The sequence below is a fragment of the Paenibacillus sp. LRG-1 genome (genome assembly GCF_057220305.1).
Genome location: NZ_CM170126.1, coordinates 779813 through 806112, shown reverse-complemented (window position 1 = coordinate 806112; position 26300 = coordinate 779813). Strand labels below are relative to the sequence as shown.

Sequence of the window (26300 nt, the reverse complement as noted above, 5' to 3'; positions counted from 1 at the left end):
TCTCACTTGATTTATTAGATACCCACCGCAGCCGAAATAGCAGCAAAAATAGCAGCAACTAACCACAGGATCGGGAATAGCTTGAAGATTACCTTCAGCCACTGTCCAAAGCTGATCCGGGCAATGGCCAATCCCGCCAGCAGTACTCCGCCTGTCGGTGAAATTAGATTGGTTAACCCGTTACCGAATTGGTACGCTGTGACTACTGCTTCACGATTGATACCTACAAGATCGCCAAGCGGTGCAAGTACAGGCATGGTTAGTGCTGCTTCCCCCGAAGAAGATGGGACCAGGAAAGTAATAATATTATGTGCAACCAACATAATGGTAGTGAACAAGTAACTTGGCAATCCTTCCAGAATGCTTGCGAGTGCATTCAATACGGTATCGATGATCATACCCTGCTCGGCGATGATCAGAATTCCGCGGGCGAGACCTATGATCACTGCAGCGTAGATGAATTCTCCACACCCTTTTACAAAATTCTCAGCTATTTCCTTCTGGCTCATTTTAGTAACTACCCCGACAAAAAGACCGAGTGCGAAGAAAAGGGCACCAATTTCAGTCATATACCAACCTTTAGCCAAAATTCCCCAGACAATTGCTCCAAGCGTTACAATAAATCCACCTATTATTAATTTGTCTCGAAACGTGAAGACGACGTCCTCACCTGTATTTTCTTTTATAAATTGCTCACGATTTATAATATCACTCTGAAAAACAATGGATTTCTGCGGATTTCTCTTAACACGATGCGCATACCACATCGTAAAGGCAATAGAAATCATAGTAAATACAAGCCATTCAATAAATCTCAGCCAGAGCTGAGGATTCCCCTCCACTCCTGCGATCCCCTGGGCAATCAATACTGAAAATGGATTAACAGTCGAACCAACATAGCCAATTTGCGTTCCCAGAAATAGAATGAGAATAGCAGTCATAGAATCGAAGCCTAGGGCAAACATTAACGGAATAAAAATCGCATAAAGCGGAATAATTTCTTCGCTCATCCCAAAGGTAGAGCCTCCGAGACTGAATATAACCATGGCAATTGGAATAAGCAGAATCCCCTTATTCTTCAGCCGTCTGGCAAGAGCTGTCAGGGCACGATCGATGGCTCCCGTCTGCAGTATAATCCCGAAGGAGCCGCCCACAATAAGGACAAAAGAGACGACATCCGCGGCATTGATAATCCCCTCAATAGGAGCGCTTAGGATTTGAGGGAGTCCTTGTCTTAAATCACCGTTCTCACCAGTTTTGGGTACAGTGTGATAGGTTCCCGAAACGATCGCCGTTTTGGTCACGCCGTTTACTGTCACTTCATGACGCTCAAATTGTCCGCTGGGCACAATCCATGTCAATGCGGCGACTGTAATAATAATCAAAAATATTAAAGTATAGCTATGGGGCAAGGATAATTTCCATTTCATATTCTTGATGTTCATGTTTATCCCTCATTCCAAGAATGGTTATACGTAACCTTCCCTCCCATAATGGTCAATATCACTTGGGCGTCCCTGATGTCACCAGCGGATGCGTTAAGGAGGTCGCGATCAAAAACGGCGATGTCAGCATATTTTCCAGCCTCTAGCGTGCCTGTAACCTCTTCCATATAACAATGTTTGGCTCCATTAATGGTCCATGCCTTTAAAACTTCGGATGGCGGCATCCCCCGATCGGGATACCAGCCTCCAGCAGGTGATCCGTCCGGAAATAACCGATGAGAAGCTGAGTACAGTGAATCGGGAACACTCGTGATAAATAAGGGCAGATCAGTCCCAATGGTTATTGGCACATTAGCCTCCAGCATAGATTTATAATTATAAAACCGATTTTCATTACCTTTGCCTACCACAACAGGCATATAGGCCTCTTCATAGGTTGGATTCAGTAGCAGGATTTGAGCGTAGACTTCGGCAAAAATTTCGTTTTCGCCCATTCTGATCAGATCATCTGGATGAGGATACTCTAGATCACTGATAGAATGTCTGATAAGGTTATTACCTTGTTGTTCGCGGCATTTTTCAATCATGGATACCGCTTGGCGAATCGCAGCATCACCTTCTGCAGTTAGACAACATTTGATACCTTGGCTGTCTGCTTCCAGCACAGAGGCTTCAATCTTTTTGTAGTCAACCGTCCTCAAAGTCGTTACTCCGGGCATATCTGCGTAAGGTTCCAGCATGTCCCCCGTATGATCTGCTACGACACCGTCAAGCATCAGCTTGTATCCTTGGAAACGAATAAGGTCTCCATTATAAAGTGCTTTATACTTCATACCGGTGGCAATATCAAGCGATTCAACAACGGGTTCAAGCGAGAAATGAAATCGGAGTGGCAGTTCCCCTGTTTCTTTCAATTCTTCTAGAATCGGCAGCAACTCGCTATGCCGGTCAAAGCCAATATCTTTTATGGAAGTAACTCCTCGTGCAGCTAGTATGCGGCAAAACTCCATAAACTCTTGTTTGACAAGACTGTGGTCCTGCATCATAGCTTGGAGCAGCAAAGCGCGTGCCTCAGCACTGCATTGATCCGGCAAAAATTGATATTTCTCCTGAGCCAGTCGGTTCATCCAGCAGTAGCTTTTATTTAGGTTAATGGCAATTACCGCCCGATCAGGGAACAGCTCGTCCAACAAGCTTTGCTCAGGCAGCTTGCCCCATCCTTCCTCGCTCCAACCGTAAGCGGTTACATCTTTCCCTGGCAGAAGATTGTTTGCCGCTTGTAGCATTGATTCCACTGCTTCTTCAATCGAGGCTGCATGAGTCAAATCCACGCCCCGATGCATCGACATATATCCGGTAAAAAATACATGGTTGTCATGAACTCCTGGCATGATAAAAGCATCACCCAAATCACAGACAACCGTTCCCGCTCCTATCCAAGCTTGTGCTTCCTCGGGACGCCCCACTGCTGCAATACATTCTCCTCGCAGTGCAATAAACCCAGGCGAGGCTTCATTTTCTAAGCCATTAAAAATAGCATTTGACAGTAAAACTTTGTCCGCTAATGTGTCATTCTTCCCTTGCACAATTTCACCCCCTCATTATTTATCCGTCCTATAACATAACGTAATATAACGTTATAATATTGCTTCTGCTTCTCTTATGAAGTGGAAGCAGAAGCTGCGCCGTACCTGAATAACATTACCTAACAGGCAACGGATTTATATTGAGAATTGATAACGGTCTCCAATGATGTACTGCTTACCTACATGAACGGGGCTTCCATGCTGATCATAAATAATCGTGTGCATGTAGAACAACGCCTGTCCGATGGCCGTCTCCAGCAGCTTTGCTTGGTATTCATCCGCCAAAGCGATTTGTAATATCGTCTCTCCCGGTTGGTTAGGATCGATGCTGTATTTATGACGCAGCAGTTCGTATACAGAGCCCTCCAACTGTTCTTCCATTAGAAAAGAAAATCGGTCATAAGGATAAAGATTATTCTCCAGCATTAGCGGTCGATCACCGGCGTATCTCTTGCGCTGAATAAATAACACTTTTTCTCCTTGTGGCAGCTGCAACTGATGTGCAATTTCCTCATCTGCTTCTATGATTTCACGTTCTGTGACCACACTGTGTGAAGAGAGGCCGTTGGATTTGCAGGCAGCTGTAAAGCTGATGATATGTTCAATCTTCCGCCCAATTTTGGGTACATTGACAAAGGTACCTTTTCCTTGACGTTTGGTCAGATAACCTTCATGAACCAATTCGGCAATTGCTTTTCTTACGGTAATTCGACTTACATTGTAGGTCTCGCTTAGCTCAGTTTCGGTAGGTATACGACTTCCCTGCGTAAATGTTCCATTATGAATAGCGGTTTTGACTGCTTTTTGTAATTGAATATATAATGGCTCTGCTTGGTCTGAATTCAACATAATGTGCCCTCACTTGTCATATAACGTTATATTACTCCCACTTAGAGTATCAAATGTTACATATTCTTACAAGTGAAGATATTTGAAAATATTTTATTAGTAGCGGACGCCGTATCCGAAAGAACCTTCTACCAGACAGCTCTGGGCGGCAACCCTCGAGCCTTCTGCCATAGCGTCCTGAATGTTGCTATTTTTTAAAAAACTCAGTAAAAAGGCGGTTATATAAGAGTCTCCTGCCCCCATCGTATCCACAGCGTCAACGGAATCAGGCATTTGAAAATAGAACTTAGTACCATCATAGGCAATAGATCTATCTCCGCCGCGTGTGGCTACCAGGATTTGCCCCTCTTTTTTTCGATTGGAGCGGATATAGTTCTGTGTCTCTTCATCCGTCATATGGCTGCAAGAGAAGAAAGCGAAATCGGCATACGCAATATATTTCTCCACTTGTGCATCTACGAAATCATCCGAAAAGTCAAAAGAAAGAGGGATTCCCAGTGTCTCCAATTCAGGCAGCAAGTGCCCTGTATGACTGTACAAGCCGGTGTGTATAAGGTCGAACCCGCCAACATAGGCCTTGTCTTCTTCACTCAGCTCCAGCGGATGGAGACGTGTAACTCCTCCCTCATTGCTGCCCAGAAATACTCTGTCTCCGTCTTCCAGGGTTACACGTGCGCAGCCGTTCTCACCGCTGTGATATCTGCACCGTGAAATGTCAATTTCCAGCTCACGGAGAATGTGTTCTACATGCTGCGCTTCGTTATCATCTCCGAATACTCCTATAAAGGCTGCATCTACTCCCGCTTTTTTGGCAAATACACTGAAATTAAGCGCATTGCCGCCAGGATACATCATGTGCAGATGAACATATTTATCTACCACATTATCGCCAATGCCTAGAACTTTCATGATGGTTTCCTCCTGTTGGTAAGAGCGCTTAGTAAGCTACTTTGCCCATATAACGGCGAGTTTCCAGTGGGTGATTGCGTACATTTGCGAGTGCTTCACGATAAACACATACAATGCTGTAAAATAAAACCGGGTTAAAAAACTCGACGACCTCGTCGGCAATGGTTCCGATTCCAAGCTCCTTCGCATCGATCACTTCCACTTTCTCGGCATATTGACTTAGGAAAGTCCGTGCCCGCTCATCCAGTGCCCGTGTGCGTCCTTCGTTGATCATCAGAATAAATGGAGTTTCTTTATCCGTTACTTCAAACGGACCGTGGAAAAATTCACCGGAATGGATTGAAGCCGCATGGAGCCATTGCATTTCCATCAGAGAACAGATAGCAAATCCGTAGGCATGTCCATAAGAAGCTCCGCTGGTCAGGATATAGAAAAGGTCTTCATTGCGATATTTGTCAGCAAATACACTGGCACGGGGTTCAACTTGTATTTTTGCCCGGTTAATAATTCCATTGATTGCTCCCAAGCCGTTCTGGAAAGCTTGATAATGCACATAGCCTTCAGCGATCTGAAGCAGCTCAACAGTAAGCTCCAAAATAATAGCCATCGGGTTATTTTTGACATCGCTCTCATCTCCCCATTCGTAGAGGAATGAATAATCGGAATAATTGAGCAGTGTCGCTTCACTATTGTGGGTTAAGCCGATGGTGTAAGCGCCTTTCTCTTTGGCTGATTTAGCAGCCGCAACCGATTCCGGCGTGTTTCCACCATGGGAGCAAACGATGACTACTGCGTTTTTACCTAAACGTTTTGGCAGCGCGTGCACAAACTCATTCGCCGTATACATGCCTGCTACCAGCTTCTTTGCTTCACTATCCAGAAAATATTTTGAGGGATACATATCGACTAATGAGCCCCCGCAGGCTACTAAATAAACCTCTGAAATCTTCCCACTCGCTTGTTCATAAATCGTTTGAACCGTCTGATGTACATTCATTGTTATCTCTCCCTTTTATATAACGTTATATAACGTATTGTTTACGAGATAAATATAAGCGCTTTCAATAAAAGTGTCAAGCCCAATTATTCGATCAAATAGACTTTTTTTATAACCTGTCATTAAAAAAGCTCTAATCCTTTTATGTAAGGGATTAGAGCTCCTTTTTTAGTTTTAATTCATTGATAGTGGTTGGCAATAACGAGGCTACTCCTGCAATATACGTACAAAAAAATGGTCTTACAGATGAGTTTGTCCGAATAAACTTAAATAGACAAATACATAACATCCAATATTACTCAAGGAGGAAAAAGGACATTAATACTTTTATCAGTTATATTTTTCTTGGTTTGTCACTTTCCGCTCCCATTGGACCGATTAATGCCGCACAGTTGGATCGAGGTATTAAGAATGGGTTTTGGCACGCCTGGTTTATTGGGCTTGGTGCAATAACCGCAGATATAATCTATATGTTGCTTGTTTATTTGGGAATGATCCACCTTCTTAATGCCCCGTTTGTCAAAGCTTTTTTATGGATGTTTGGTTTTTTCGTACTTGTGTATACAGGTGTTGAAAGCATCAAAAATGCAGGTGTGATTTCAGAGTCTGAATTAAGGGGAAACGGTAATACCCTAACCAACTCATTTCTAGCGGGCTTCCTGATGTCATTATTCAATCCCCTCTCCATCCTGTTCTGGCTTGGGATTTACGGGTCCATACTCGCAAACGTCGCTAATACATATCCAGTACAACAGCTAATGATCTTTAGCGGAGCGATTGTATTAGGTGTGCTACTCTGGGATGTGACTATGGCAGCCGCTTCAAGTATTTTCCGTAGGTTTCTAAAAACCGGATTGCTTAAAACCATCTCTTGGATGTCTGGATTATCTCTTATCGGTTTTGGCTTTTATTTTGGTGTACAAGCATTTCAATTACTTTTTTTACACTAACTCTTTGGCTTCTTGGCAAAATTACCGAGATACCTTCGTATGTTTTCGGCGAATCCATTGTACGATAAGGTCACATATTGCAATTAACAAGACAAGCAATAAGCTGATGTAAACTCCCGGGCGGCTAAGCTTATGAAAAAATGATCCGACCACAGCCATAGCTATCAACAATAATCCAATCCAACGTTTAATATGGTTTGATCTACTCGATTCCAGTAGCTTACCTGAAGACAGCAAAATAAAGCACCAATTATACAACAGCATTAAACCCGCTGCAGTAGTGATATATTCATATACTTTTCCCGGTAGTAGCAACGACATTACGATGGCTGAGATTAATCCAACGGAGATCAAACTAAGTGCATATAGAGGATATTTACCCTTCCACTTCCGTGAAAATAATGTGGGTGCATCTCCTTCCTGTGCGAGTGTAATCATCATAGATGTCTCTGCATATAGGGATGCTGTCATTGTTGAGAACCCTGCAATAATAAGCACTCCATTAAATAAATGGGGCATAAAAACCAGATGATCGCTGCTGAGCGCAAGCACAAAAGGACTTTCTTTCGGGTTAAAGGCACTTAATGGCACCATAGACACAGCCAGACCAATCGAAAGCACATACACTGCAACCAGTGTAACCAGCATTACTTTTCCTGCTTTAGGTGCATCCTCCGGTTTTTGAAGCCGATTTGACATAATTCCGAGCACTTCAATACCTCCGTATGCATAAAAGGCAAAAATAAAAGATGACCACAATCCTATACCGCCGGTAGGGAAAAACTCTTTGTAACTGTTGGGGAGCTTTGGATTATATTTTCCTCCTCCGATCCAGCCTGCCAAAAGAGCAACGGCCAAGACCAGAAACATAACAATAGCTGCCATCTTAATGATGGCCAATACATTTTCAACTCGATCAAAACCCTTATTGCCAAAAAAAACAATCACAAGCCCTAAAATCCCGAAGCCTGCTGCAAAGATCCACATCGGTACCTGAGGAAACCAAAAACGTGAGAATATAGACAACGCAGTTAACTGGCTCCCATTAATAAGGAGTTCCGAAAACCAATATACCCAGCCACTGCCGAATCCTGCCCAACTTCCAAATGCTTTTTGGGCATAGGAACGGAAAGAACCCTGTTCAGGATGATCTGCCGTCATTCGTGAAAGAGCATCAAACACTACATATGTTCCAACCGCTGCCAAAAAGTACGCAATCAGTACGGCTGGACCGCCAATAGAAATCGCTAAGCCGGACCCCAGAAAATATCCTGTACCGATAGTACCTGCAACTCCTAACAAGCTAAGTTGCCACCATTTTAGTTTTTGTTCTTTTTGCATATCAGACGGTTTGTCCATTTAAAAAATCACCCTACTCCTGAATTTTGAGACAGATCTCTCCATTCTTTAGATTGCCCTCTCCAATATATTTCATGTGAATGAATGACTCTTCTTTATCAATAAAAAAGCACCAGCTAACCCGCTCAAGGTTTACTGGTGCTTTTTACTTCACAAAACATTTGGAACATAAACAACCGCCTAATCGACATAGCGTCATCATTTGGGTCAAATATGGATGCTTCCAGAAAATCCATCCACTTCGTCTTCCGGTTGTTGATCAGAGCTGACGTTGTGCTCCCCAGTTGTGTTGCTGTACGTTCGAGAGGAACCGTTTTTATACGCTTCACTCCAATCCTCGTTGATCGTGTGCGCCGGGATAATCCAGTCCTCCGGGCTATAACCTGGATTTTGTACACCGACATTTCCTTGCAGATCGGGAATTGCATCCGGTCTAGAGAAAAGAGTCCCTGCCTCAATCATACTTCCTTCGTAGGCTTGGCAAATCTCCAATGCAGACAGCACATCCTGGTTCTCAATATGAACGCTGAGTCCTGTGTCACCATTTGTGCTGGCAGAGTATCCAATTTCCTTTAATGTTTCACAGGCTTGGGCAGCTTGCTGCGGATCACGAAATTGAAAACGGAAAGAACCCGTATCCATGTGTTTCATCCTCCTCTGAAGTAGCTTATTTTGTTAATTGGGGTTCATTAGGTTAGGTATGTTATTTTTAATATAACCAACCGGAACAGTATTTTTACATTCAAAACCTTTATTTTTCAAAAATTTACTTTAAAGCTTTGAAATTAAATAGTTAAAAAAGCAGCTACTGTGACAAATCGCATGTTTTCGCTACGTAAATCCCTTTATGCTAGTAACAAGGGTATGGTTGCCCGGTCATCCGAGCCGAGCGGTCAAAGGATGCCCAAATCCATACATAAAGGCGGAATGAAGATGATAGATTACCGAACATTGGTGACACAGCAATCTATGCATTTGTATAGCGTGTTTGCCAAGTCATTCAAAAGTGTAAACGAACATGCGGTTGCTGGCATCAAAACGGTGGGCTTCAACCCAACGGCCTTCGCCGTGATGGAAGTTTTATATCACAAGGGCGCGCAGCCAATCCAACAAATTGGAGCAAAACTGCTTCTGCAAAGCGGAAATGTCACTTATGTTATTGACAAGCTGGAAAGCCGCGGTTATTTGCACCGTCACCCGTGCGACCAAGATCGTCGGATTATATATGCAGAATTGACGGACGAAGGACAACGTGTCATGGACGAAATTTATCCTGATTATACACGTCAGATTGAACGTGCCTTTAGCGGAATCAGTGAAACCGAAAGAGATCAACTCATCGGCTTGCTTAAAAAATTGGGCCGTAGCGCTGATAACCTGTCACCTTATCACAAATAGAACGAATAGTAATTTTAGCAACTGATCGTTTGTGAATAAACGAACAATCTTATAGCTGTGCTAAACGAAAATTTAGATTTACACAGAAAAGTCCACCCTTATATTCATGGGTGGACTTTTCATATACCTGAATAGAGCGAAATATGCCCAAGCTTACGAGCAGCATAAGTACCTACTATCGACTAAAGTGTTTGACCACTACATTATTAAAAATTGCTGGACCGCCATCGGAAAACAGAGTGATTTTCTGATCCTCTAACCGTGGAAATATTAAAGAGGAATAAGCTACTTCTCCACCATCGACAAACACTTCAATACTGGTTTTATCGACGAGAATGTTCAGGTGGACCTTTTTCTTATCGGGATCAAAAGGCGCCTTGCTCTCTACATATTTTCCACTCTGATCCGGCTGCCCCGTGTTCGCTCTGTTTACGTAAGAGTATTGACCGTCCACTGAGACACCCACATCGACATGACGCTTGCCATCCGTCGACTCTCGAAGCCTCAATCCTACATTTTTTAACGTGGACCAAGAGACATCCGCCTCTAGCTGATAGGCATCGCCTGCTACCGGAAGCCGGTGAGTACCCTCTACTTTAATCGTTCCTAATGATTTTTTGGATGTTTGGAATCGCTCCAAATTGGGTACCGGCTGTGAAACCAATCGATATCCAGCATCTGCCGTATGTTTCAGTCGAATTTGGCGAACAATCGAATCCATTCCATTAAAGCCTTCCTTTAGGGTAGGCGTGTTATTGGCATAATCCCAATTGTTCATCCAGGCCAGAGCATAACGGTGACTATATTTATCTTTGTCTTTTCCTTCCTCGAACGTAACTGCACCATACCAGTCAAACCCATAATCCAGCCACTCAGGTTCACTGTGATCAGGGAGAAATGCTTCTCCATTAAAATCTCCCGTCCAATAGGCATACGTGTTGGGCCCGCCTGTTGATTTGCTATTGGCGCTCACGCCTAGAATCCATTGATAGGTTCCATCATCCGCACGCATCCGGTAAAGGTCAGGACATTCCACAAGCCCGATATTTTCCGTTTGAAAGCCGCTCGTATACCGCCAATTCTTTAAATTATCAGACTCATAAAAGCCAATCTTTGTTCCCTCTGCCATGACCATCACCCATTGATTACGTTGAGTATCTCGGATGATTTTGGGATCTCTGAAGTCCTTTGTACCGGGGTTGGACATCACAGGCTTGTTGCGGTAAGAAGTAAACGTCTTGCCTTTGTCCTTACTGTACCACAAAAATTGTTCCTGCTTTCCGCCATCTGCGGAGGGCTGTGTCACAATGGCTACCAGCGTGCCTTTTCCAAAACCTGCGGTATTATTATCATCGATCACGACCGAACCGGACCAAGGATCTCCATTTGGGTTCGTATATTTTGGAATCGCCACCCCTTCATCTTTCCAATGTACCAGGTCGGTTGATGTGGCATGTCGCCATTCTGTACCGTTCTTTTTGGGATAGTCACGATTATACAAATAGTAATAATGATATTTTCCATCAAAATAAATGGGCCGTTGAGGATCATTCTTCCACTTATCCGGAACAGTAAAATGATAGGATGCCCGATAGGTCGGTGTTGTATGCTTACTTTGATTAGCTTGATTTTTGGGAATTGCAGCAGGTTTTTGGGGTTTGGCTGCATCCTGTTGGTACATACTCCATCCCATAGCTATAAATATAGTTAAGCCTGTGATGATTACAACGGATCGTATCCAAATGCTCTTGGGAGCTTTTTTTCTCATTATGACGATCCTCCTTACCTCTCATTGCATTGTTATGTATCGTCCGACGGACGGCAGATCGGTAAGCTATCAAACCGCCGCCTTCGGACATACTGCATATACCTACTTATTTCTTCCCATACTCATTTGGAGATTCTTTTTTGTCATTCGTTGGATCAACCGTGATTTGCCCTTGCTCCAAAATACCGTTTTTCACAACAGACGTTTTCGAGCCTTTAATATTCAGCAGGAAGCTTGGCGCGAAAGTAGATTTGTGATCCGGGAAAAGCCCTCGATTAGTCATATAACTCGAAACGACTACGTTATTGCCTTTGCCTTGCGGGATAGCAAAATGGGCATACGTCCAGGTAATATCATCACGATCCAGATCCTGATGAAGAACGAGACCGGTTCCATTCAACGGTTTATAAGGCCCTGTCAAGGAAGTAGAAACATAACCCAGCATGTAAATATCATCGTCTCCGATCGCATCTACAGTCACCTTGGAACCTCTCGTACTCGTAAATAAATACCACAAACCGTTCATTTTGAACACATTCGCCCGTTCAATTTCATCTGTTACCAGATTGGAAGCAATCAAAGGAGGCATTACATTTTTCAACGTATAATCATCATTCAATTCAACGATGCCCAGTGCGCCGTTCGCCAGCTCAGCTCCTTTTTTCTTAGGACTTTGCTGCAGATTAGAAAGCTCTTCCCTGAAGAATTTCTTATTGCCGCCATAATAAGCTGAGTTTTGAAGCGAATCTTCGCCTTGGTAGCCTGTCTCTGTCCCTGTATTGGCTTCAAATATAATATATTTGTGGCCTTGATCCTCGACATAGTGAGGGTCTCTAAACGTATGGTTATCCATATCCACTCCGACGCTTTGCTGCACATTTTGATAGGTTTTCCCATCTCCACCGTCATAGATCGATTTCAAATCCTCGACTCCATCTACTTTCAGTGTCTTATCGTCAGGCTGAGAGACATTAATTTGAGCCGTGCTCAAGGTTTGCTTGCCGTATAATTTGTTATTCGGATCATAGGGCTGTCTGCTGGTATAAAATAAACGTACTTGTCCATCAGAGGTTAAGGTAGCTGAACCTGACCATTCTTCTGACTGATTTTTTAGAATCGGATCGTTGGCAAGCAATTTATCATTGTCTTTAAATACTCTGCCGGCATTTTTCCAGCCGCTCAGTGAAGTATTGCCCGCTTTTTGATAGAACAGGTATATGAATGTATCCTCGCCTCTTTTAGGATCGCCTGCCAATCCAAAAACGATATTATACCCTTTGTAATTGGCTACTGTGCCATCGGCATTTTGTAACGGCCAAGAGTCCCAGACATCGAAATCAATTAGCTTGCCTGAGCTGTCGCGACCAATAGCAGAAGGAATATTCTTAATTGTAGAGGCATCGAAGGACGGAACCTCATATTTCTCTTTGCCTTGCTGTTTGAAAATATTCAGCATGTCATTACGCGTAATTTGCGTAAATGCATTGTCTGTTTTGAGATCAGATGCATCATTTTCCTCGGCAAAAGCCTGAACGCCGCCTCCTAACAGCAAGGTAGTTGCTACTGTTGCAGTGGCTGCTTTACTGAACCATTTGTTAAACTTCAAGTACTCCATCTCCCTTAATCTAATTGTGCTTCTAGATTTGAAACCCAACTTTTTGGTTGGTAGGGCCATTTTATATGGTATGTCAAACGATTGATATAGACTGAAAAGCCCTATTATGTGAGGTAAGAAATCAGGTTCCTCTATGAATTTCATCCTCATATTTTCCTAGTAATTTTCTGAAAATTCCTTTTTTTTCATTCCTATTACATTCAGAATAATTTGCTACTTGATTTTTTTCCGTGTCCCATTTTGCTAGGTTGGTTGCTTCATTCACATGCAAAATCGTTCTAAAATAAATCATACAAAGCCCGATTTGTAAGCGGGTTCAAAAAAATGGTTCCTTAGTACCCTACAGCTCAATTCAGAAGCATATTTTTTGTTACAATTTCTTAAGACTTTTTTACCATTTTGTTACCTATACCCTATGAATATATAGCAACTCTAGGGGGTTTTTATCTCCTTTTTGTATACTGGGAAATTTATCGGTCCTATACGAGGTGGCTATTTTGCTGAATCAGTAGGAGGAGAGACCATTGCATAAAGAGACAGCCCGGACCCTTATTTGGTGTACCGGACTGTCTCTTTATCATGAAAGATTTATATTATTTTTTATGCATGTTCTCTTTGTGGTGTCTTTACGCGCTGATCTGCCTCTTCTTCAGTGCCCGGCGGACGGTTCCGCAGTCCGAGGACGACAAACCAGCTAATAACCGCAATAACGACCATGATAACGAACAGAGAATGCAGACTGTTTTCCAATACAGAACGAAGTAATCCGGCAACCTTGTCACTTAGACTCTGTGAAGCATGAGGTGCAAGCAGACCGTTAATATCCTCCTGCGTTACCCCTTGCTGTGTAAGCTGTCCGTCTGCTGTCTGGGCAGCAATGCGATAATTCAGCCATGAACCGAAGGCTGCAACCCCGATCGTTTGCCCCAACGTGCGCAGGAATGTATTCAAAGCTGTAGACGCGCCACGCAACTGGAACCCGACTGAGGACTGGGCAATAATCGTAAACACAGTCATCGAGAAGCCGAATCCCAGTCCATACAACAATGTAGACAGGAATAGCAGCCAGATCGGAGCCATTTGGCCCATCAAGGTCATGACGAAGGCCCCCAATACAATCAGGGTCAGCCCAATCAAAGAGGTTCGACGTGAGCCCAGGGTCAGCAAAATGCGTCCTCCGATCATGGAGCCAAATAGCCAGCCTACGGACATTGGAGCCAGCGCGAGACCAGATGAAGCGGCATCTCCACCGTGTACACCTTGAATCCATAGTGGAAGATAGCTAGTCAGTCCGATCAGCAGGGTGCTGACTAGCAGTGCTGCGGCACAGGAAAAAGCGATATCCCGTATCCGAAATAGCTTTAGTGGCACCATCGGTTCCTGAGCGCGTTTTTCGATAACCAAAAACAGAATCAGGAACAAAATGGCTACGGCAGCCAAGGCCAACAATTCAGGAGAAGCCCAGCCGATATACTGCCCGCCCAGTGCCAATACGAGCAAGAGGGCTGTCATCCCGATGGTAAAGGTAACCGCTCCCGGCACGTCGATACGCGCAGTACGCTTGCTTACCTGTTCCCGCAAGTAACGGGCGATGAAGAACATAGCCAGCAATCCAAAGGGAACGTTAAAACCGAAAATCCACTCCCAGCCAAAATAGGTAACCACATAACCACCCAAGAGAGGCCCGATCAGGGAAGAAATCCCCCATACGGAGCTAATCATGCCTTGGACTTTGCCGCGTTCCTCCATTTTGTAGATATCACCGATGATGGTAAAAGTAACAGGAATGACACCACCCGCACCAATACCCTGAATGGCCCGGTAGATAATAAGTTGCTCCATACTACCAGCCAGCATACAAAGCAAAGAGCCAAGTACAAACAACGAACAGCCGATTAAAAATATGGGTTTTCGGCCAAACAAATCGCTAAGCTTGCCGAAAATGGGTGTGGTCACAGCCATAGTCAGCAAATATGCCGTAAAAATCCAACTGAGCAAATTCACGCTGCCCAGCTCGCTAACAATCGTCGGTCCCGCCGGACCGATAACCGTTCCTTCAATTGCGGCCAGAAAAGTGGCCAATAGAACACCTGTCAGCACGAGTCCGCGCTTCATGGGTTTATCGTTTGCCAAGCAAATCACAAATCCTTCCCTTATAAAAACTGTGTTGTATCTGTGCGCGGTTTGCCTTTCCAGATTGGATTATTACCCGCACTGCATAATCGTAAACAGGCGGCCTATATAGGCCGCCTGTTTTGTACGATGTATATATATTATTGTCTACATGTCGTTAATTTTTGTCAACTGTAATCGTATGATAAATCTCACTATTTTCCACTTTATAGAGATGACCCTCTTCCATGCACAGAACATCGCTGGCAAAGCTTTCAGCCACCTGCATATCGTGGGTGATGACCAGAAAAGCCGCACCTTCGGCAGACTGCTCTGTGCACATACGGAGCAGAATTCTCGCCCCTTCGTAATCCGTTCCTGCGGTAGGCTCATCCAGAATGTATAGCTTTTTGGGCAAGATGAACTGTGCCGCAACGCTCAACAGTCTTTTTTCGCCTCCACTTAGTAGGTACGGGGAGGCATCCAGTCTGTGCTCCAGCCTGGCGGCGGCCAGTAAGCGCTGCGCCCGTTCCACATATGCGGCGGGAACCGGCTCCCCGGTCCGTAAACCAAGCTTGGCGCGCACGCTGTACAAGCACTCCTCCCATACCGTTGCAGCTGCAAACTGATGCTCTGGCTGCTGGAACACATAGCCGATTCCGGCAGCCAGCTGGTGAATTGGCAGCTTCGCCATATCCAGCCCCTCCCACCGCATGCACCCCTTCGGTGCTGGGAGCAGGCCCATGAGCAACTTGCCGAGCGTGGTTTTACCCGAGCCGTTCTCACCCAGCAACACGGCTCGTTCACCGGGCGCAAGAGCTAGGCTCACGCCCTTTAGCGCTGCCCGCTGGCTACCGGGATAGGTGAAGGTCAATCCCTTCACCTCCAACAACGGCTGCCCAGCGCGGTCCGCCGCTGAGCCGGGATTCACCCCCGGCTCACGCGGCATGTCTCCCCTCCCTGCGGAAGAGGGGAGCAGCCCCAAAGCGGCCAGCTGCGCACCATGTTCGCGCAGCAGCGTTTCGGGCGGACCCTGCAGCTGCACGGTCCCGCCCTTCAAGACGATGACGCGCTGCGCTGCCCGCACGCCATCGTCTATGCGGCCGGACGCGGTAACCACCGTCCGACCCGCCGCATGGAGCCGCCGACATAACTCTACGAAGTCGCATACAGCCGGCGGGTCCAACTGCGCAGCTGCGTCGTCGAACACGACCAGCGGCGCTTCCAACGCCAGTACCGCAGCAATCGCGGTGCGTTGGCGCTGGCCTCCCGAGAGGCGCCGCACGAAGGAGTCGCGCTCGGGAGCTAGGCCGACGGCCTCCAGCGCAGCAGCAATGCGCTGCGCTATTTCTGCCGGAGGCACGCGCAGGTTCTCCGGCCCAAAAGCAATCTCATCTTCGACGATTCCCTGCACCAGCTGGGCATCCGGGTCCTGAAGCACGACGCCGACAGTGGTGGCGACAGTAGCCAGATCAGCGATATCGGGGTCCATCCCGTACACGGTCAGCTCCCCTGTTCGTTCGCCCTCACCGGAACGGGACAATCCGCCATGAAGCAGCTGACATAGCGTAGACTTTCCACTTCCACTAGCTCCGACAATGGCTACATGCTCACCCACCGCAATGTCCAGTGTCAGACCATGTAACGCTGGCTCTACCTGATCATCATACCGGTAGCCAAAATTCTTCAAGGATACGGCTATTTTACGGCTAGAATTATAATCGCTATGTTCAATCATAACTGAAATATCCTCGATCCCCATTGTTGAAGATATAACCACGTGCATAGCCACGGCTATGCACGTGAAGCGCGTCCCAGTTCAAACCGTTTTAACAGTCCCGTACGATTTAAGGCATCGCCCAGCACTTTCGTCAGCAGACCGCACAGGACAATGCCGCTCAGGATACGAACGACCAGTGCAATCGTCAGCACCTTCCACCCCCAATGCATATAGCCAAACATATTGGCTGCGACAATAAACCACAGCGGAACCATAGCCCCACCCACTAGCATCAGCGAAACTGCGTTCCAGCGCCGATACCGCAACAAGGCAAATACCAACTCAGCCGCAATCATATAGCAGACAGCCGCCGCGATAATAGAAGCAATTCCATAGGCAGAGCCCATAAAAGACTGCACTACCGCGCCAAATGCATAAGCAATAACCGCCGTACCCGGCTTACGAATAATATAATAGGCCAACAAGCCGTATATCATGTACAGCCCGACAATAGCGGAAGTTGCGATAGGCCCTCCCAGACTGTTTAATGTTTTGTTAATGAGCGACAAATACACGGTCATGACGCCGTTCAACGTGGCCAGCATCGCCATGAGTACGATATCCAGCGTTGTAAACTTTGCAAACATACGAGATTCCTTCATATGTATTTCTTGACTCCTCTCCCTATCTAATCTATAAGATTACAGCTCTGATCCTTGTACAAGCTGCTACTGTATAAATGTATTCATTTGCAGCCTTATTGTCAACCTAATTATATTTTACAGGTTGACAATAAGAACAAAAATAAGAGGCTTCACTTTATAAGCTCCACCATAAAACAGCCGTAGTTAATACAGCAGTCACAGCACATAAGTTGCCTACACGCCCATTGTTCAGTGTACGAAGATATGTCCGTTCTGCATAAGCGCCGAAACCTTTGCCCTCCATAGCCAGCGCCGTCTGCTGAACCCGTCTTACAGCATTCACCAACACGGCAGCCGCATACCCGCTCCACCATGATAACCGATTGCCCCACCCTCGTGGTGGTTCCTGTCCACGAACACGCCGTGCTGCCATAATTGTTCGCCCTTCTTCTTCCAATAAGGGGAGAAACGTCAGTGCCACTGAAATACCGAACGCAAACCGATAAGGAACACGCAAGCGCAGATTCAATGCCTGCACAAAATCTCGGGGATCCGTCGTCGAGAGATAGATATAAGATGCCAAAAACAACACAAAAATCCGCAACGTTAACGCCCCTGCGATATCCAGTCCCTCTGCTGTAATGACAATGGGTCCCCATGAAGCCACGGTATGTCCTTCTCGAATCGCTAGGATAGACAGTATAAAATACGGGATACCTAAACCAATCAGGAACGACATAGCCCGAAGTTGGCGTGCTAAGGTCAAACGTGCGCCCAAGCCAGCCACAGCAATCAGTACAGCCAAGAGTGCTGCTTCCCGCAGCGTCGAATCCCAAGCCATTGACAGGAGGCTAAAGCACCCCACCCATATTAGCTTACTTAACGGCCCTAGCCTGTGCAGCGGCGACGAACCGCCGTTATACTGAAACAGCATTTCGTTGTGCCTCCAGTCTGAGCCATTCTTCATGCAGTAAAGAATACATCAGCATATCCTTAAAGCCTGTAGATGTATGCTGTACCTGCCGCAACAGTCCTTCCTGTGTCCAGCCCATCGAGGACAGCAGGGCTTGCGAGCCTGTATTACGCGGGTCCACCAGCGCTTCGATCCGATTCAACCGAATCGTGTTATACCCGAATGACAGCACCAAGCGTAGCGCCTCGGTCATGTAACCCTGTCGCCAATAAGGCTTGGCTATCTCATAACCAATCTCGGCTTTATAAGCTCCCTCCGTCTGCCAATAATTAAACCCACAGCTTCCAATCAACTTCCCATTCTCCTTCAGTTCTATTCCCCAGCGCAGCGCATCCTCCGTCTTCGCCAGCTCATTCAACAACTCAATCATATCCTCTGCATCCTCACGTCCTGACATACCAGAAAGGTTCATATAACGGTGAACCTCCGGGTCAGACCAGCAAGCGAACATCGTAGCCGCATCCCCGCTTTCCATCCTTCGCAGCCGAAGACGCGGACTTTCCAGCGGTGGTATATGCCCCTTACATGCATATGCACACATGTTCAATCATCCTTCCAACATTAAAATGACAATAAATATACGCTACATTTAAGCATACACCTTTAACAAACACAACCTTATTTAAAGCTGAGAAGCTTAAATATATAAATAGCCCTCCTGTTCCTAGGATTAGGAATTAGAAGGGCATCTTCTATATTATAAGAGATTAAACTGTGCGAGCTTGTCTTCCGAATCAAAATTATCGAGCCTCTAAGCCTTTAAGAAGAGACTCGGGTAGTGGTGCGAGTCGGTTTCTTCACAACATCCTTGTACAGTACGCCTAGCATCGACTGAATTTCCTGTAATTCATCGATCCCTGCACCGGTAATGCTAAACATATCATCATGCGGTGTCAGAAAGTTTTCCTGCGTCAAGTTTTCAAGCTCCTGCTTGACCTCACGTTCTCCTACACGGTAACCGCGTTCTTCCAACACAGGTTGAATATCTCTTACCGTGAGATCGTTCTGATGTGCATAAGAAAGCATCTGTATACGGATAAACAAGTTCTGAACATCTGCATGCATAATTGCAACTCCTCCCTGGCCTAGGCCAACCATGTTACACTGTTTTTACCCATAGAGGATAAGCTGGAAACAGATGAGGGCAACCCTTGCTGGATTACTTTCTATACTGTTTGCCCCGCTAAAACGTATAGCTTATCCCCTTCCCAAAATGATTCTGTACAGAGGTTAGAGTACGGAGATACCAAAAGGTTACAGAGTGATTTTTCACTTGACTGAATATATACAATCGTTATATCTTAAATTAATTAACCAATGGTAAAAGCGAATTGCATAATTACCTATTTTTGACGATATATACAACAGTTGATGTAAAAATTTAATGTTAGGAGCGTGAACTCTACATGTTTCAAACTATACCTTACGAGGGCACACGTCATGAACAATTCGAATCGGTTCTCGGACAACTCCGGGCACTTATTCATGATGAATCCAATACCATTGCCAATCTGGCGAATGCTTCAGCACTACTTGGTCATTTCCTTCCAGATATTAACTGGAGCGGCTTCTATCTTTATGATGGCACTGAGCTTGTACTTGGTCCTTTCCAGGGCTTACCTGCATGTATACGGATTCCATTGGGACGTGGCGTATGCGGTACCGCAGCAGCTGAGCAACGAACACTTGTTGTAGATGATGTGCATGCGTTTCCAGGACATATTGCCTGTGACGCTGCTTCCAATAGTGAAATTGTTATTCCCCTTGTCAAGAATGGGGAACTGATTGGAGTGCTGGACATTGACAGCCCGCTAAAAGGCCGCTTTGATCACGAAGATCGTGTATTCCTAGAGGAATTTACGGCTATTCTGGTGTCTAGCTTGTAACCAAAATTGTGCATATATATGGTCTCCCTTCGCCACAATAAATGAGGGTCTGAAACCCAAAATTATGCGGCGAAGGAGATTGATGATTCATGTACAACAACATGGCTCCACAACAACAACTTCATCAATGTGAACAAATCATGCAGCAATTGGTACAACAAACACAGCAAGGAACTGCCATGTATCAGCAGTTGCTGCAACAGGAACAACAAAATGCATCCAGTCTTGAAAGCCTGGTGCAACGTGAACGAAGTGCAGCTCAAATGATCCAAACTGCAATTCAGCATCACCAGCAGGCTATGCAGCAGTACCAGCAAGTTATTCAACTGTGTAGTCAGTTGGAAAACTCCATCCGTTCCAGCAGTCAAATGACTCAGCCCGGATTTGGCGATAGCTACGCCTCACGCAGTATGCAACCATCCTCCTATAATGCAGGAAGCCACATGAATCACAGCTTCCCGCAACACATGGGGACGACTGGACAGCATTATGTAAGCGGTAGTGGCATGCAGCAGTACGGAAACAACAGCCAGCAAGGCATGAGAGCGACACAAAGCAGCATGTAAACTGCTCTACACACAAAAAGGGTGAACAGCAGGCCATCGGAATTGGCTTGTTGTTCACCTCTTTTTCAGACCTTTTACAGCCCTTCTTCCCCGCTTTGTTAATTTAATTCCCGTTCGGCTAGAACTTTCATCCCGTCTCGCAAATACTCAGCTAGTCCGGGGCGATAGCCTTCATACATTTTACTGAAATCCTCATGCTCCACATACAAGTCTCCCAGCCCGCTATAAATTTCTGCTGTAGGAGTATAGAATCGGCTTACCCATTGAAGATGACGGCGGATCAGCGCCTGTACTTCTTCACTATTATGCTTCAATCCTTTATTCATGGCTTCAGCCAGCTGCCGATGAATCTGATCAGCCTCTGCCTGTGAATCCAAATAATCCTCTTTGCTCCAGTTCTTTGTCGCCGTCTTGCTTTCCTGAATTGTTTCCTGAGCCTCTTGACCATAACGGTCTGTCAAATCACGTTCGTACATTTCCTGCTTTTCCGGGTTAAACCCTTGGTACATGTGCTCTGGTTTCATTGCTTGTTCCCCTTTCAAATGAGCCACCGTTTCGTCGATGGTCTGTAGGAGAGTATGCAAGCGGAAGACTTTGGCCTCGACCTTGGCTCGATGCTCCTGTAAAACCTCGGCTTTTTGTTCCTTGGTTTGCTCCAGCACCTTTCCAATTTCAGATAAAGGCAAATCCAGTTCCCTGTACACCATGATTTGCTGAAGCCTCAAAAGTTGTTCCTGTTCGTAATAGCGATATCCATTATTTCCAATATGATGCGGTTTCAGCAATCCGATTTCATCATAATAATGCAAAGTTCGTACGCTGATTCCCGACAGATTAGATACTTCCTTTACCGTATAGGCCATTCCGCTTCACCTCCCTTGCTTGACAGTCTAGTGTCTCACGTGGCGTGAGAGTCAACACCCCCACTTGCCCACCTTGGTACTACACTTTTACCCGTTAAGCGTGTGATGAACCGTCCCTGTGACAAGGATACAATCAATTCTTTTGTTTAAAGATCGTGATCAGACGACTCATATATTCACGCATATTTACAATTAAATTCGAGTCGCCATCATGAAGACACCAGTTGTACATGACCCCACGAGCTGCAATAAATAAGTAGTCTGTCATCTCTTCGGATGTCATGCTTTGATCCAACTCTCCTGCAGCTTGTCCTCTCTCTATAATCTGTTGAAGTATATTTTGCATATCACGACCCTTAGTAATGAAAAGCTTGTTATTAGTTGTATATAACTGTTTCACCGTCTCTAAACCAATATTCTGATTATATTCCGCATAAACTTCAAAATATTGAATAATATCCTGCACAATACTTTCTGAAGGTGGTTCATTCTTAAATTTCAATTCAAAGTAGCCATCCGCCTGCGCATACATCTCCACCAAAATATCACTTTTAGTCTTGAAATGATTATAAAATGAGCCCACAGACACTCCGGCCCTCCGGCAGATATCCTCAATTTTAATTTTTTCCAGACTCTTTTCATGCATTAGCTCTAATGTACTGTTATATATATTTTTTTTAGTCTGCAGGCTTTGCAGCTTTCGTCCACTCAATTGTTGGTTTGGCATTTACCTACTCTTCCTTTCTATTCTAAACATTCCTATCCTCGATGCCTTGTCCATGTTACTTAATTATAATAAGAAATGCTATTTTGTTTAATTGTGAAAACAATCACATAATAATGTCCGCTACCGTCCTATACTGAATCCATTCAATGAATTCATTCACTGAATGTATTCATTGAAATGGTCGATTCATAATTAGGAGGCATTGTTATGAAAGAAGAGCATCGAATTTTATTTGAGCCTATGAAAATTGGAAAACTAGAAATTAAAAATCGGTTTGTCATGGCTCCCATGGGCCCTGGTGGGCTTTGTGATGCCGATGGCACCTTTAATGAGCGCGGCGTCGAATATTATGTTGAACGGGCAAAAGGCGGGACAGGACTGCTCATTACAGGTGTAACGATGGTTGAGAATGAAATTGAGAAATGTGCCCTGCCATCAATGCCCTGCCCTACTCTAAACCCCTTAAATTTTGTTAAAACGGGTAAAATGATGACGGAGCGGATTCATGCATACGGCACAAAAATATTTCTACAATTATCCGCAGGCTTTGGACGGGTAAGCATCCCTTCAATTGTAGGTAAAACGGCTGTCGCTCCCTCTCCTATCCCTCATCGCTGGCTTCCCGATGTAATCTGTCGTGAGCTAACTATCGATGAAATTCACACCTACGTTAGAAAATTTGCGGAATCTGCGGCTATTGCCAAAAAGGCAGGCTTTGACGGTATTGAAATCCATGCGGTTCATGAAGGCTATTTACTGGATCAATTTGCGATTTCTTTCTTTAACCATCGAAAAGACCAATACGGCGGAAATCTGAGAAACCGCTTAAGATTTGCCATAGAGATCGTCCAAGCCATCAAAGCCGAATGTGGACAGGATTTCCCGGTATCTCTTCGGTACAGCATCAAAAGCTTTATTAAAGATTGGCGTCAGGGTGGATTGCCAGGCGAAGAGTTTCAGGAACAGGGACGGGATATTGAAGAAGGAATTGAAGCGGCCAAAATATTAGAGGAAGCTGGATATGATGCTTTTAATGGTGATGTTGGTTCGTACGATTCATGGTATTGGGCACATCCACCAATGTATCAGGAAAAAGGACTCTATCTTCCTTATAACAAAATTTTAAAAACCATTCTAAAGGTACCTGTCATTACTGCTGGCAGATTGGATAATCCAGACTTGGCCAGCAAGGCTATACGTGAAGGAAAAACCGATATGATTGCACTGGGTCGGCCATTGTTGGCTGATGCTGACATCCCCAACAAAATCAAGGCCGGGAAAATAGAAAAGATTCGTCCTTGCCTCTCCTGCCAGGAGGGCTGCATGGGTCGATTGGCATCTTTTGCAACGATTTCATGTGCCGTTAATCCGGCTTGCGGCAGAGAAAAAGACTATGCACTCGGAAAAGCAGATCAGTCCAAAAAAGTCTTGGTGATCGGTGGAGGACCCGCAGGATGTGAAGCTGCCCGTGTAGCTGCTATTCGCGGACACCACGTTACCTTATTCGATAAAAATAACCGATTGGGAGGTAATCTGATCCCGGGTGGAATTCCAGACTTCAAAGAAGACGATCATTTACTTGCGACCTGGTATGAAGGGGAGCTAAAGGATTTAAAAGTTGACGTCCAATTGAATACCGAGGTTAATCGGACTACCGTAAATGAATATGCAGCAGATGTTGTTATTTTTGCTACCGGCTCCTCTCCCAAAACCTTCTCCATTGGTACATCTACTAAGGTGTATTCCGCAGAAGAAGTTTTGCTTGGGAAAAAAGATCCCGGTGCTTCCACCGTAATTGTCGGAGGTGGGCTTGTGGGATGCGAAACTGCACTTTGGCTTGCTGATCAAGGTAAAAAAGTAACGCTGGTGGAAATGCAAGAAGATATTTTAACCGTCGGCGGCCCCCTGTGCCATGCAAATGAAGATATGCTGCGTGACCTTGTTGCATACAAGGATATCCATCTCCTGACCAACGCCAAAATTGTCGATGCCAACGATCAAGAATTCGTTCTTCAAAATAAAGATGGTGAAGAAACGATTCTAAACGCAGATTCAGCGATTCTGGCTGTAGGATATACTCCTCAGCAATCGCTTTATGAAGACATCCAAAATGAGGTTTCCGAGTCCTACTTAATCGGCGATGCCAAGCAAGTACAAAATATTATGTATGCTGTCTGGGACGCCTATGAGGTTACTAGAAATATATAGTACCCCGCTACCTCCAAAGCCGTTTACTATGTAAGCAGGCGGCTTTGGCTTTTTTACCTTTGCAGCAATTGCTTAGTTAAGAGAGGCTTTTCCCCATAACCACATGATCATAAAAAGCTATCTTTTGAATAATTTTCTCCAAATTGTGCTGCGTTTGTGCCACATGTGCTTCCACTTTCTTTTTGTGGGCTACAAGAAAATCTCTTCTCTCTTGGATTGTAGCTTCTCCTTTTACATTTAGCTCAAGGTATGCCTTAATTTCTTCAATAGTCATCCCTGTATCTTTCATAGCCATAAGGAACCTAATCCAATCGATTTGTTTTTCGGTATATACCCTTCTTCCACCTTCATCCCGACCGACATCAGGTAATATGCCTTCTTTTTCATAATAACGAAGGGTGGATGCGGGCAATCCGCTCTTGATTTGAACTTCTTTAATGGAGTACATGGTTATTCCCCTCCTCGTTCTTTTATTTTCTCTTCAAGTCAGCTTTAACGATAAGTATAAGTTTTCATAGTAAAGAGTGCAAAATTAAGATTCCGATATTCGTCTAGCAGAAAAGCTAGCCCTCTCCCTGTCCTTCTTCTCTCAATTTCCCAATACAACTCCTAACATTCTCCTCAGGATGGTTCACTTCCCAATGATCTAACAGCCGATTAACCTCCTCATCCAGAGGGTGCAGTCGATAATAAAATATGGCAGCTCGTAATTGGTGATGCTCCTCGACAGGTTCATCGTCGGGCCAGTGGTACTCTTGCTTGCCATTCTCATCGGTAGTCCCTATAGCTCCATCCAGCAATGGGGAACGGCCTTCTAGGCCTTCACCGCGGGCAATTGCTTTGAGAAAATCGGCATGTCTCATGGCAATATCCGGCGAACAACGGTACAAATTCTCGAAAATATCAAAGGCATCGATCGGATCGTATTCCAGATTCTCAAGGAAATGCCTTTGCAGCAGCGAAGCAACCTTCTTATTGCCCGTCAGTCCGGACAGAAAATAGAACGTGGGCATCTGTGCCTCATAACGAAAATCGTCGACATGGCTGATAATATCGTCCACAATCTGGTCGGTCTGAAGACCTTCACGTGCTAATCGAGTTAGTACCCGTACCGCCTTATATTGGGTCCAATCGTACACACCAAACGCCACCTCATACAGCATGGGAATCGATTGTTCCTTGTAATAGTAGATGATCTCAAAAATCGCATCCTGTTGAATATGAAGCCAGTCGCCCAAACCTTCGTACTTTCCCGCCAAGCTCTCTGGTTTCTGCAACTCCGTCCCAAAAAAATAACGTGGAAATAGAGCCAGTGCCTCTTCCCCCAGCATAGCAGCAGACTTCTTCGCCTCGGCGGTAAATTCCTCTGGTTGATCTATTAATCCGCCAACCTTTATAATCGCTGCTGGAATAGCAGTATCCAAATCGATTGCCACTACAGCTTTCTTATTCTTCTTCCAAAACTGAAATATTCTCATATGTAATTCACAGCTCCTTATCCCGTGTTACTAACAATTTCATTGCCAACTAGAATATTCTTTATGAATATATATCGGAAATTCTTTATAATCTCCTCAACACGTTTTCTCCAATAATAAAACATATTTTGGAAATTACTTGTATACTTTTCAACAGTTTACTAAATATATGCGATTGCTTCTCTAAGCCTATTCTTTTTTATCATAACTATTTAGTATTATAAGGATATAAAAAAGGAGGTTATCA

Annotated in this window: 24 protein-coding genes; 5 read left to right on the top strand and 19 right to left on the bottom strand. The window is 44.9% G+C overall.

Annotated features, from left to right (window positions below; translation table 11 throughout):
- Positions 1-14: 14 nt before the first annotated feature.
- From ACUUJN_RS03600 to ACUUJN_RS03580, 5 genes are all read right to left on the bottom strand, one after another.
- Positions 15-1445: a YfcC family protein gene (locus ACUUJN_RS03600; protein WP_340859195.1), complete on the bottom strand. Its 1431-nt coding sequence runs from the start codon at positions 1443-1445 to the stop codon at positions 15-17.
- A gap of 2 nt (positions 1446-1447) precedes the next feature.
- Positions 1448-3031, bottom strand: coding sequence for an amidohydrolase (locus ACUUJN_RS03595; RefSeq protein ID WP_053324626.1), 1584 nt, complete (start codon positions 3029-3031; stop codon positions 1448-1450).
- A gap of 135 nt (positions 3032-3166) precedes the next feature.
- Entirely contained in the window at positions 3167-3880 is a 714-nt protein-coding gene (locus ACUUJN_RS03590; protein WP_028541026.1) for a GntR family transcriptional regulator, read from the bottom strand.
- A 96-nt stretch (positions 3881-3976) separates the two neighbouring features.
- Entirely contained in the window at positions 3977-4789 is an 813-nt protein-coding gene (locus ACUUJN_RS03585) for a PfkB family carbohydrate kinase (protein WP_028541027.1), read from the bottom strand.
- A gap of 28 nt (positions 4790-4817) precedes the next feature.
- The gene (locus ACUUJN_RS03580; protein ID WP_053324625.1) at positions 4818-5786 is read right to left on the bottom strand and encodes an SIS domain-containing protein; all 969 of its coding nucleotides are present in this window, start codon (positions 5784-5786) and stop codon (positions 4818-4820) included.
- Between the two features lie 317 nt (positions 5787-6103).
- On the opposite strand from ACUUJN_RS03580, the gene ACUUJN_RS03575 reads away from it, so the two are divergent.
- Entirely contained in the window at positions 6104-6736 is a 633-nt protein-coding gene (locus ACUUJN_RS03575) for a LysE family transporter (protein ID WP_081047444.1), read from the top strand.
- Positions 6737-6757: 21 nt separating this feature from the next.
- Here ACUUJN_RS03575 and ACUUJN_RS03570 read toward each other — a convergent pair whose 3' ends face one another.
- Positions 6758-8095 (bottom strand): amino acid permease, encoded by a 1338-nt coding sequence (locus ACUUJN_RS03570; RefSeq protein ID WP_484669273.1) that lies wholly within the window; start codon positions 8093-8095, stop codon positions 6758-6760.
- 207 nt (positions 8096-8302) lie between these two features.
- Positions 8303-8737 carry a hypothetical protein gene (locus ACUUJN_RS03565; RefSeq protein ID WP_053324623.1) on the bottom strand — a complete coding sequence of 145 codons (435 nt, stop codon included), beginning with the start codon at positions 8735-8737 and terminating at the stop codon, positions 8303-8305.
- Between the two features lie 291 nt (positions 8738-9028).
- Between ACUUJN_RS03565 and ACUUJN_RS03560 the strand changes: the two genes are divergently transcribed.
- Positions 9029-9493, top strand: a complete 465-nt coding sequence (locus ACUUJN_RS03560; RefSeq protein WP_013369372.1) for a MarR family winged helix-turn-helix transcriptional regulator — start codon at positions 9029-9031, stop codon at positions 9491-9493.
- Between the two features lie 175 nt (positions 9494-9668).
- Here ACUUJN_RS03560 and ACUUJN_RS03555 read toward each other — a convergent pair whose 3' ends face one another.
- The 8 genes from ACUUJN_RS03555 to ACUUJN_RS03520 form a co-directional block, all read right to left on the bottom strand.
- Positions 9669-11261, bottom strand: coding sequence for a glycoside hydrolase family 32 protein (locus ACUUJN_RS03555; protein ID WP_484669272.1), 1593 nt, complete (start codon positions 11259-11261; stop codon positions 9669-9671).
- Between the two features lie 106 nt (positions 11262-11367).
- The gene (locus ACUUJN_RS03550) at positions 11368-12867 is read right to left on the bottom strand and encodes a glycoside hydrolase family 68 protein (RefSeq protein WP_023986966.1); all 1500 of its coding nucleotides are present in this window, start codon (positions 12865-12867) and stop codon (positions 11368-11370) included.
- Positions 12868-13476: 609 nt separating this feature from the next.
- Positions 13477-14991, bottom strand: coding sequence for an MDR family MFS transporter (locus tag ACUUJN_RS03545; RefSeq protein ID WP_069080924.1), 1515 nt, complete (start codon positions 14989-14991; stop codon positions 13477-13479).
- Between the two features lie 175 nt (positions 14992-15166).
- Positions 15167-16726 (bottom strand): ABC transporter ATP-binding protein, encoded by a 1560-nt coding sequence (locus ACUUJN_RS03540; protein WP_069080925.1) that lies wholly within the window; start codon positions 16724-16726, stop codon positions 15167-15169.
- Between the two features lie 56 nt (positions 16727-16782).
- Positions 16783-17370, bottom strand: coding sequence for an ECF transporter S component (locus tag ACUUJN_RS03535; protein WP_023986963.1), 588 nt, complete (start codon positions 17368-17370; stop codon positions 16783-16785).
- Between the two features lie 157 nt (positions 17371-17527).
- Entirely contained in the window at positions 17528-18286 is a 759-nt protein-coding gene (locus ACUUJN_RS03530; protein ID WP_023986962.1) for an energy-coupling factor transporter transmembrane component T family protein, read from the bottom strand.
- Positions 18270-18866, bottom strand: a complete 597-nt coding sequence (locus ACUUJN_RS03525; protein ID WP_023986961.1) for a GNAT family N-acetyltransferase — start codon at positions 18864-18866, stop codon at positions 18270-18272. The genes ACUUJN_RS03530 and ACUUJN_RS03525 overlap by 17 nt, the downstream gene beginning before the upstream one ends.
- 218 nt (positions 18867-19084) lie before the next feature.
- Positions 19085-19390 (bottom strand): hypothetical protein, encoded by a 306-nt coding sequence (locus ACUUJN_RS03520; protein WP_023986960.1) that lies wholly within the window; start codon positions 19388-19390, stop codon positions 19085-19087.
- 341 nt (positions 19391-19731) lie between these two features.
- Here ACUUJN_RS03520 and ACUUJN_RS03515 point away from each other — a divergent pair, with 341 nt between their 5' ends.
- Both ACUUJN_RS03515 and ACUUJN_RS03510 read left to right on the top strand, forming a co-directional pair.
- Positions 19732-20211 (top strand): GAF domain-containing protein, encoded by a 480-nt coding sequence (locus tag ACUUJN_RS03515; RefSeq protein WP_023986959.1) that lies wholly within the window; start codon positions 19732-19734, stop codon positions 20209-20211.
- An 89-nt stretch (positions 20212-20300) separates the two neighbouring features.
- Positions 20301-20777, top strand: a complete 477-nt coding sequence (locus ACUUJN_RS03510) for a hypothetical protein (RefSeq protein WP_023986958.1) — start codon at positions 20301-20303, stop codon at positions 20775-20777.
- Positions 20778-20875: 98 nt separating this feature from the next.
- Here ACUUJN_RS03510 and ACUUJN_RS03505 read toward each other — a convergent pair whose 3' ends face one another.
- Together ACUUJN_RS03505 and ACUUJN_RS03500 are read right to left on the bottom strand one after the other, a co-directional pair.
- On the bottom strand, positions 20876-21640 hold the full coding sequence (locus ACUUJN_RS03505) for a MerR family transcriptional regulator (RefSeq protein ID WP_053324617.1): 765 nt from the start codon (positions 21638-21640) through the stop codon (positions 20876-20878).
- A gap of 133 nt (positions 21641-21773) precedes the next feature.
- Positions 21774-22367, bottom strand: a complete 594-nt coding sequence (locus tag ACUUJN_RS03500; RefSeq protein WP_069080927.1) for a TetR/AcrR family transcriptional regulator — start codon at positions 22365-22367, stop codon at positions 21774-21776.
- A 207-nt stretch (positions 22368-22574) separates the two neighbouring features.
- Here ACUUJN_RS03500 and ACUUJN_RS03495 point away from each other — a divergent pair, with 207 nt between their 5' ends.
- The gene (locus tag ACUUJN_RS03495; RefSeq protein WP_053324616.1) at positions 22575-24575 is read left to right on the top strand and encodes an oxidoreductase; all 2001 of its coding nucleotides are present in this window, start codon (positions 22575-22577) and stop codon (positions 24573-24575) included.
- A 76-nt stretch (positions 24576-24651) separates the two neighbouring features.
- On the opposite strand, the gene ACUUJN_RS03490 is transcribed toward ACUUJN_RS03495, so the two are convergent.
- On the bottom strand, positions 24652-25023 hold the full coding sequence (locus ACUUJN_RS03490; protein WP_013308707.1) for a MerR family transcriptional regulator: 372 nt from the start codon (positions 25021-25023) through the stop codon (positions 24652-24654).
- Between the two features lie 115 nt (positions 25024-25138).
- On the bottom strand, positions 25139-26053 hold the full coding sequence (locus tag ACUUJN_RS03485; protein ID WP_484669271.1) for a transcriptional regulator: 915 nt from the start codon (positions 26051-26053) through the stop codon (positions 25139-25141).
- Positions 26054-26300 lie beyond the last annotated feature (247 nt).

What these genes read in the sequence shown, in the direction of transcription:
- ACUUJN_RS03530 (WP_023986962.1), bottom strand. Translation starts at nt 18,286, where the DNA reads ATGCTGTTTCAGTATAACGGCGGTTCGTCGCCGCTGCACAGGCTAGGG.
- ACUUJN_RS03540 (WP_069080925.1), bottom strand. Translation starts at nt 16,726, where the DNA reads ATGATTGAACATAGCGATTATAATTCTAGCCGTAAAATAGCCGTATCC.
- ACUUJN_RS03555 (WP_484669272.1), bottom strand. Translation starts at nt 11,261, where the DNA reads ATGAGAAAAAAAGCTCCCAAGAGCATTTGGATACGATCCGTTGTAATC.
- ACUUJN_RS03510 (WP_023986958.1), top strand. Translation starts at nt 20,301, where the DNA reads ATGTACAACAACATGGCTCCACAACAACAACTTCATCAATGTGAACAA.
- ACUUJN_RS03505 (WP_053324617.1), bottom strand. Translation starts at nt 21,640, where the DNA reads ATGGCCTATACGGTAAAGGAAGTATCTAATCTGTCGGGAATCAGCGTA.
- ACUUJN_RS03500 (WP_069080927.1), bottom strand. Translation starts at nt 22,367, where the DNA reads ATGCCAAACCAACAATTGAGTGGACGAAAGCTGCAAAGCCTGCAGACT.
- ACUUJN_RS03545 (WP_069080924.1), bottom strand. Translation starts at nt 14,991, where the DNA reads ATGAAGCGCGGACTCGTGCTGACAGGTGTTCTATTGGCCACTTTTCTG.
- ACUUJN_RS03585 (WP_028541027.1), bottom strand. Translation starts at nt 4,789, where the DNA reads ATGAAAGTTCTAGGCATTGGCGATAATGTGGTAGATAAATATGTTCAT.
- ACUUJN_RS03535 (WP_023986963.1), bottom strand. Translation starts at nt 17,370, where the DNA reads ATGAAGGAATCTCGTATGTTTGCAAAGTTTACAACGCTGGATATCGTA.
- ACUUJN_RS03600 (WP_340859195.1), bottom strand. Translation starts at nt 1,445, where the DNA reads ATGAACATCAAGAATATGAAATGGAAATTATCCTTGCCCCATAGCTAT.
- ACUUJN_RS03490 (WP_013308707.1), bottom strand. Translation starts at nt 25,023, where the DNA reads ATGTACTCCATTAAAGAAGTTCAAATCAAGAGCGGATTGCCCGCATCC.
- ACUUJN_RS03580 (WP_053324625.1), bottom strand. Translation starts at nt 5,786, where the DNA reads ATGAATGTACATCAGACGGTTCAAACGATTTATGAACAAGCGAGTGGG.
- ACUUJN_RS03525 (WP_023986961.1), bottom strand. Translation starts at nt 18,866, where the DNA reads ATGTGTGCATATGCATGTAAGGGGCATATACCACCGCTGGAAAGTCCG.
- ACUUJN_RS03565 (WP_053324623.1), bottom strand. Translation starts at nt 8,737, where the DNA reads ATGGATACGGGTTCTTTCCGTTTTCAATTTCGTGATCCGCAGCAAGCT.
- ACUUJN_RS03520 (WP_023986960.1), bottom strand. Translation starts at nt 19,390, where the DNA reads ATGCATGCAGATGTTCAGAACTTGTTTATCCGTATACAGATGCTTTCT.
- ACUUJN_RS03560 (WP_013369372.1), top strand. Translation starts at nt 9,029, where the DNA reads ATGATAGATTACCGAACATTGGTGACACAGCAATCTATGCATTTGTAT.
- ACUUJN_RS03515 (WP_023986959.1), top strand. Translation starts at nt 19,732, where the DNA reads ATGTTTCAAACTATACCTTACGAGGGCACACGTCATGAACAATTCGAA.
- ACUUJN_RS03495 (WP_053324616.1), top strand. Translation starts at nt 22,575, where the DNA reads ATGAAAGAAGAGCATCGAATTTTATTTGAGCCTATGAAAATTGGAAAA.
- ACUUJN_RS03570 (WP_484669273.1), bottom strand. Translation starts at nt 8,095, where the DNA reads ATGGACAAACCGTCTGATATGCAAAAAGAACAAAAACTAAAATGGTGG.
- ACUUJN_RS03590 (WP_028541026.1), bottom strand. Translation starts at nt 3,880, where the DNA reads ATGTTGAATTCAGACCAAGCAGAGCCATTATATATTCAATTACAAAAA.
- ACUUJN_RS03485 (WP_484669271.1), bottom strand. Translation starts at nt 26,053, where the DNA reads ATGAGAATATTTCAGTTTTGGAAGAAGAATAAGAAAGCTGTAGTGGCA.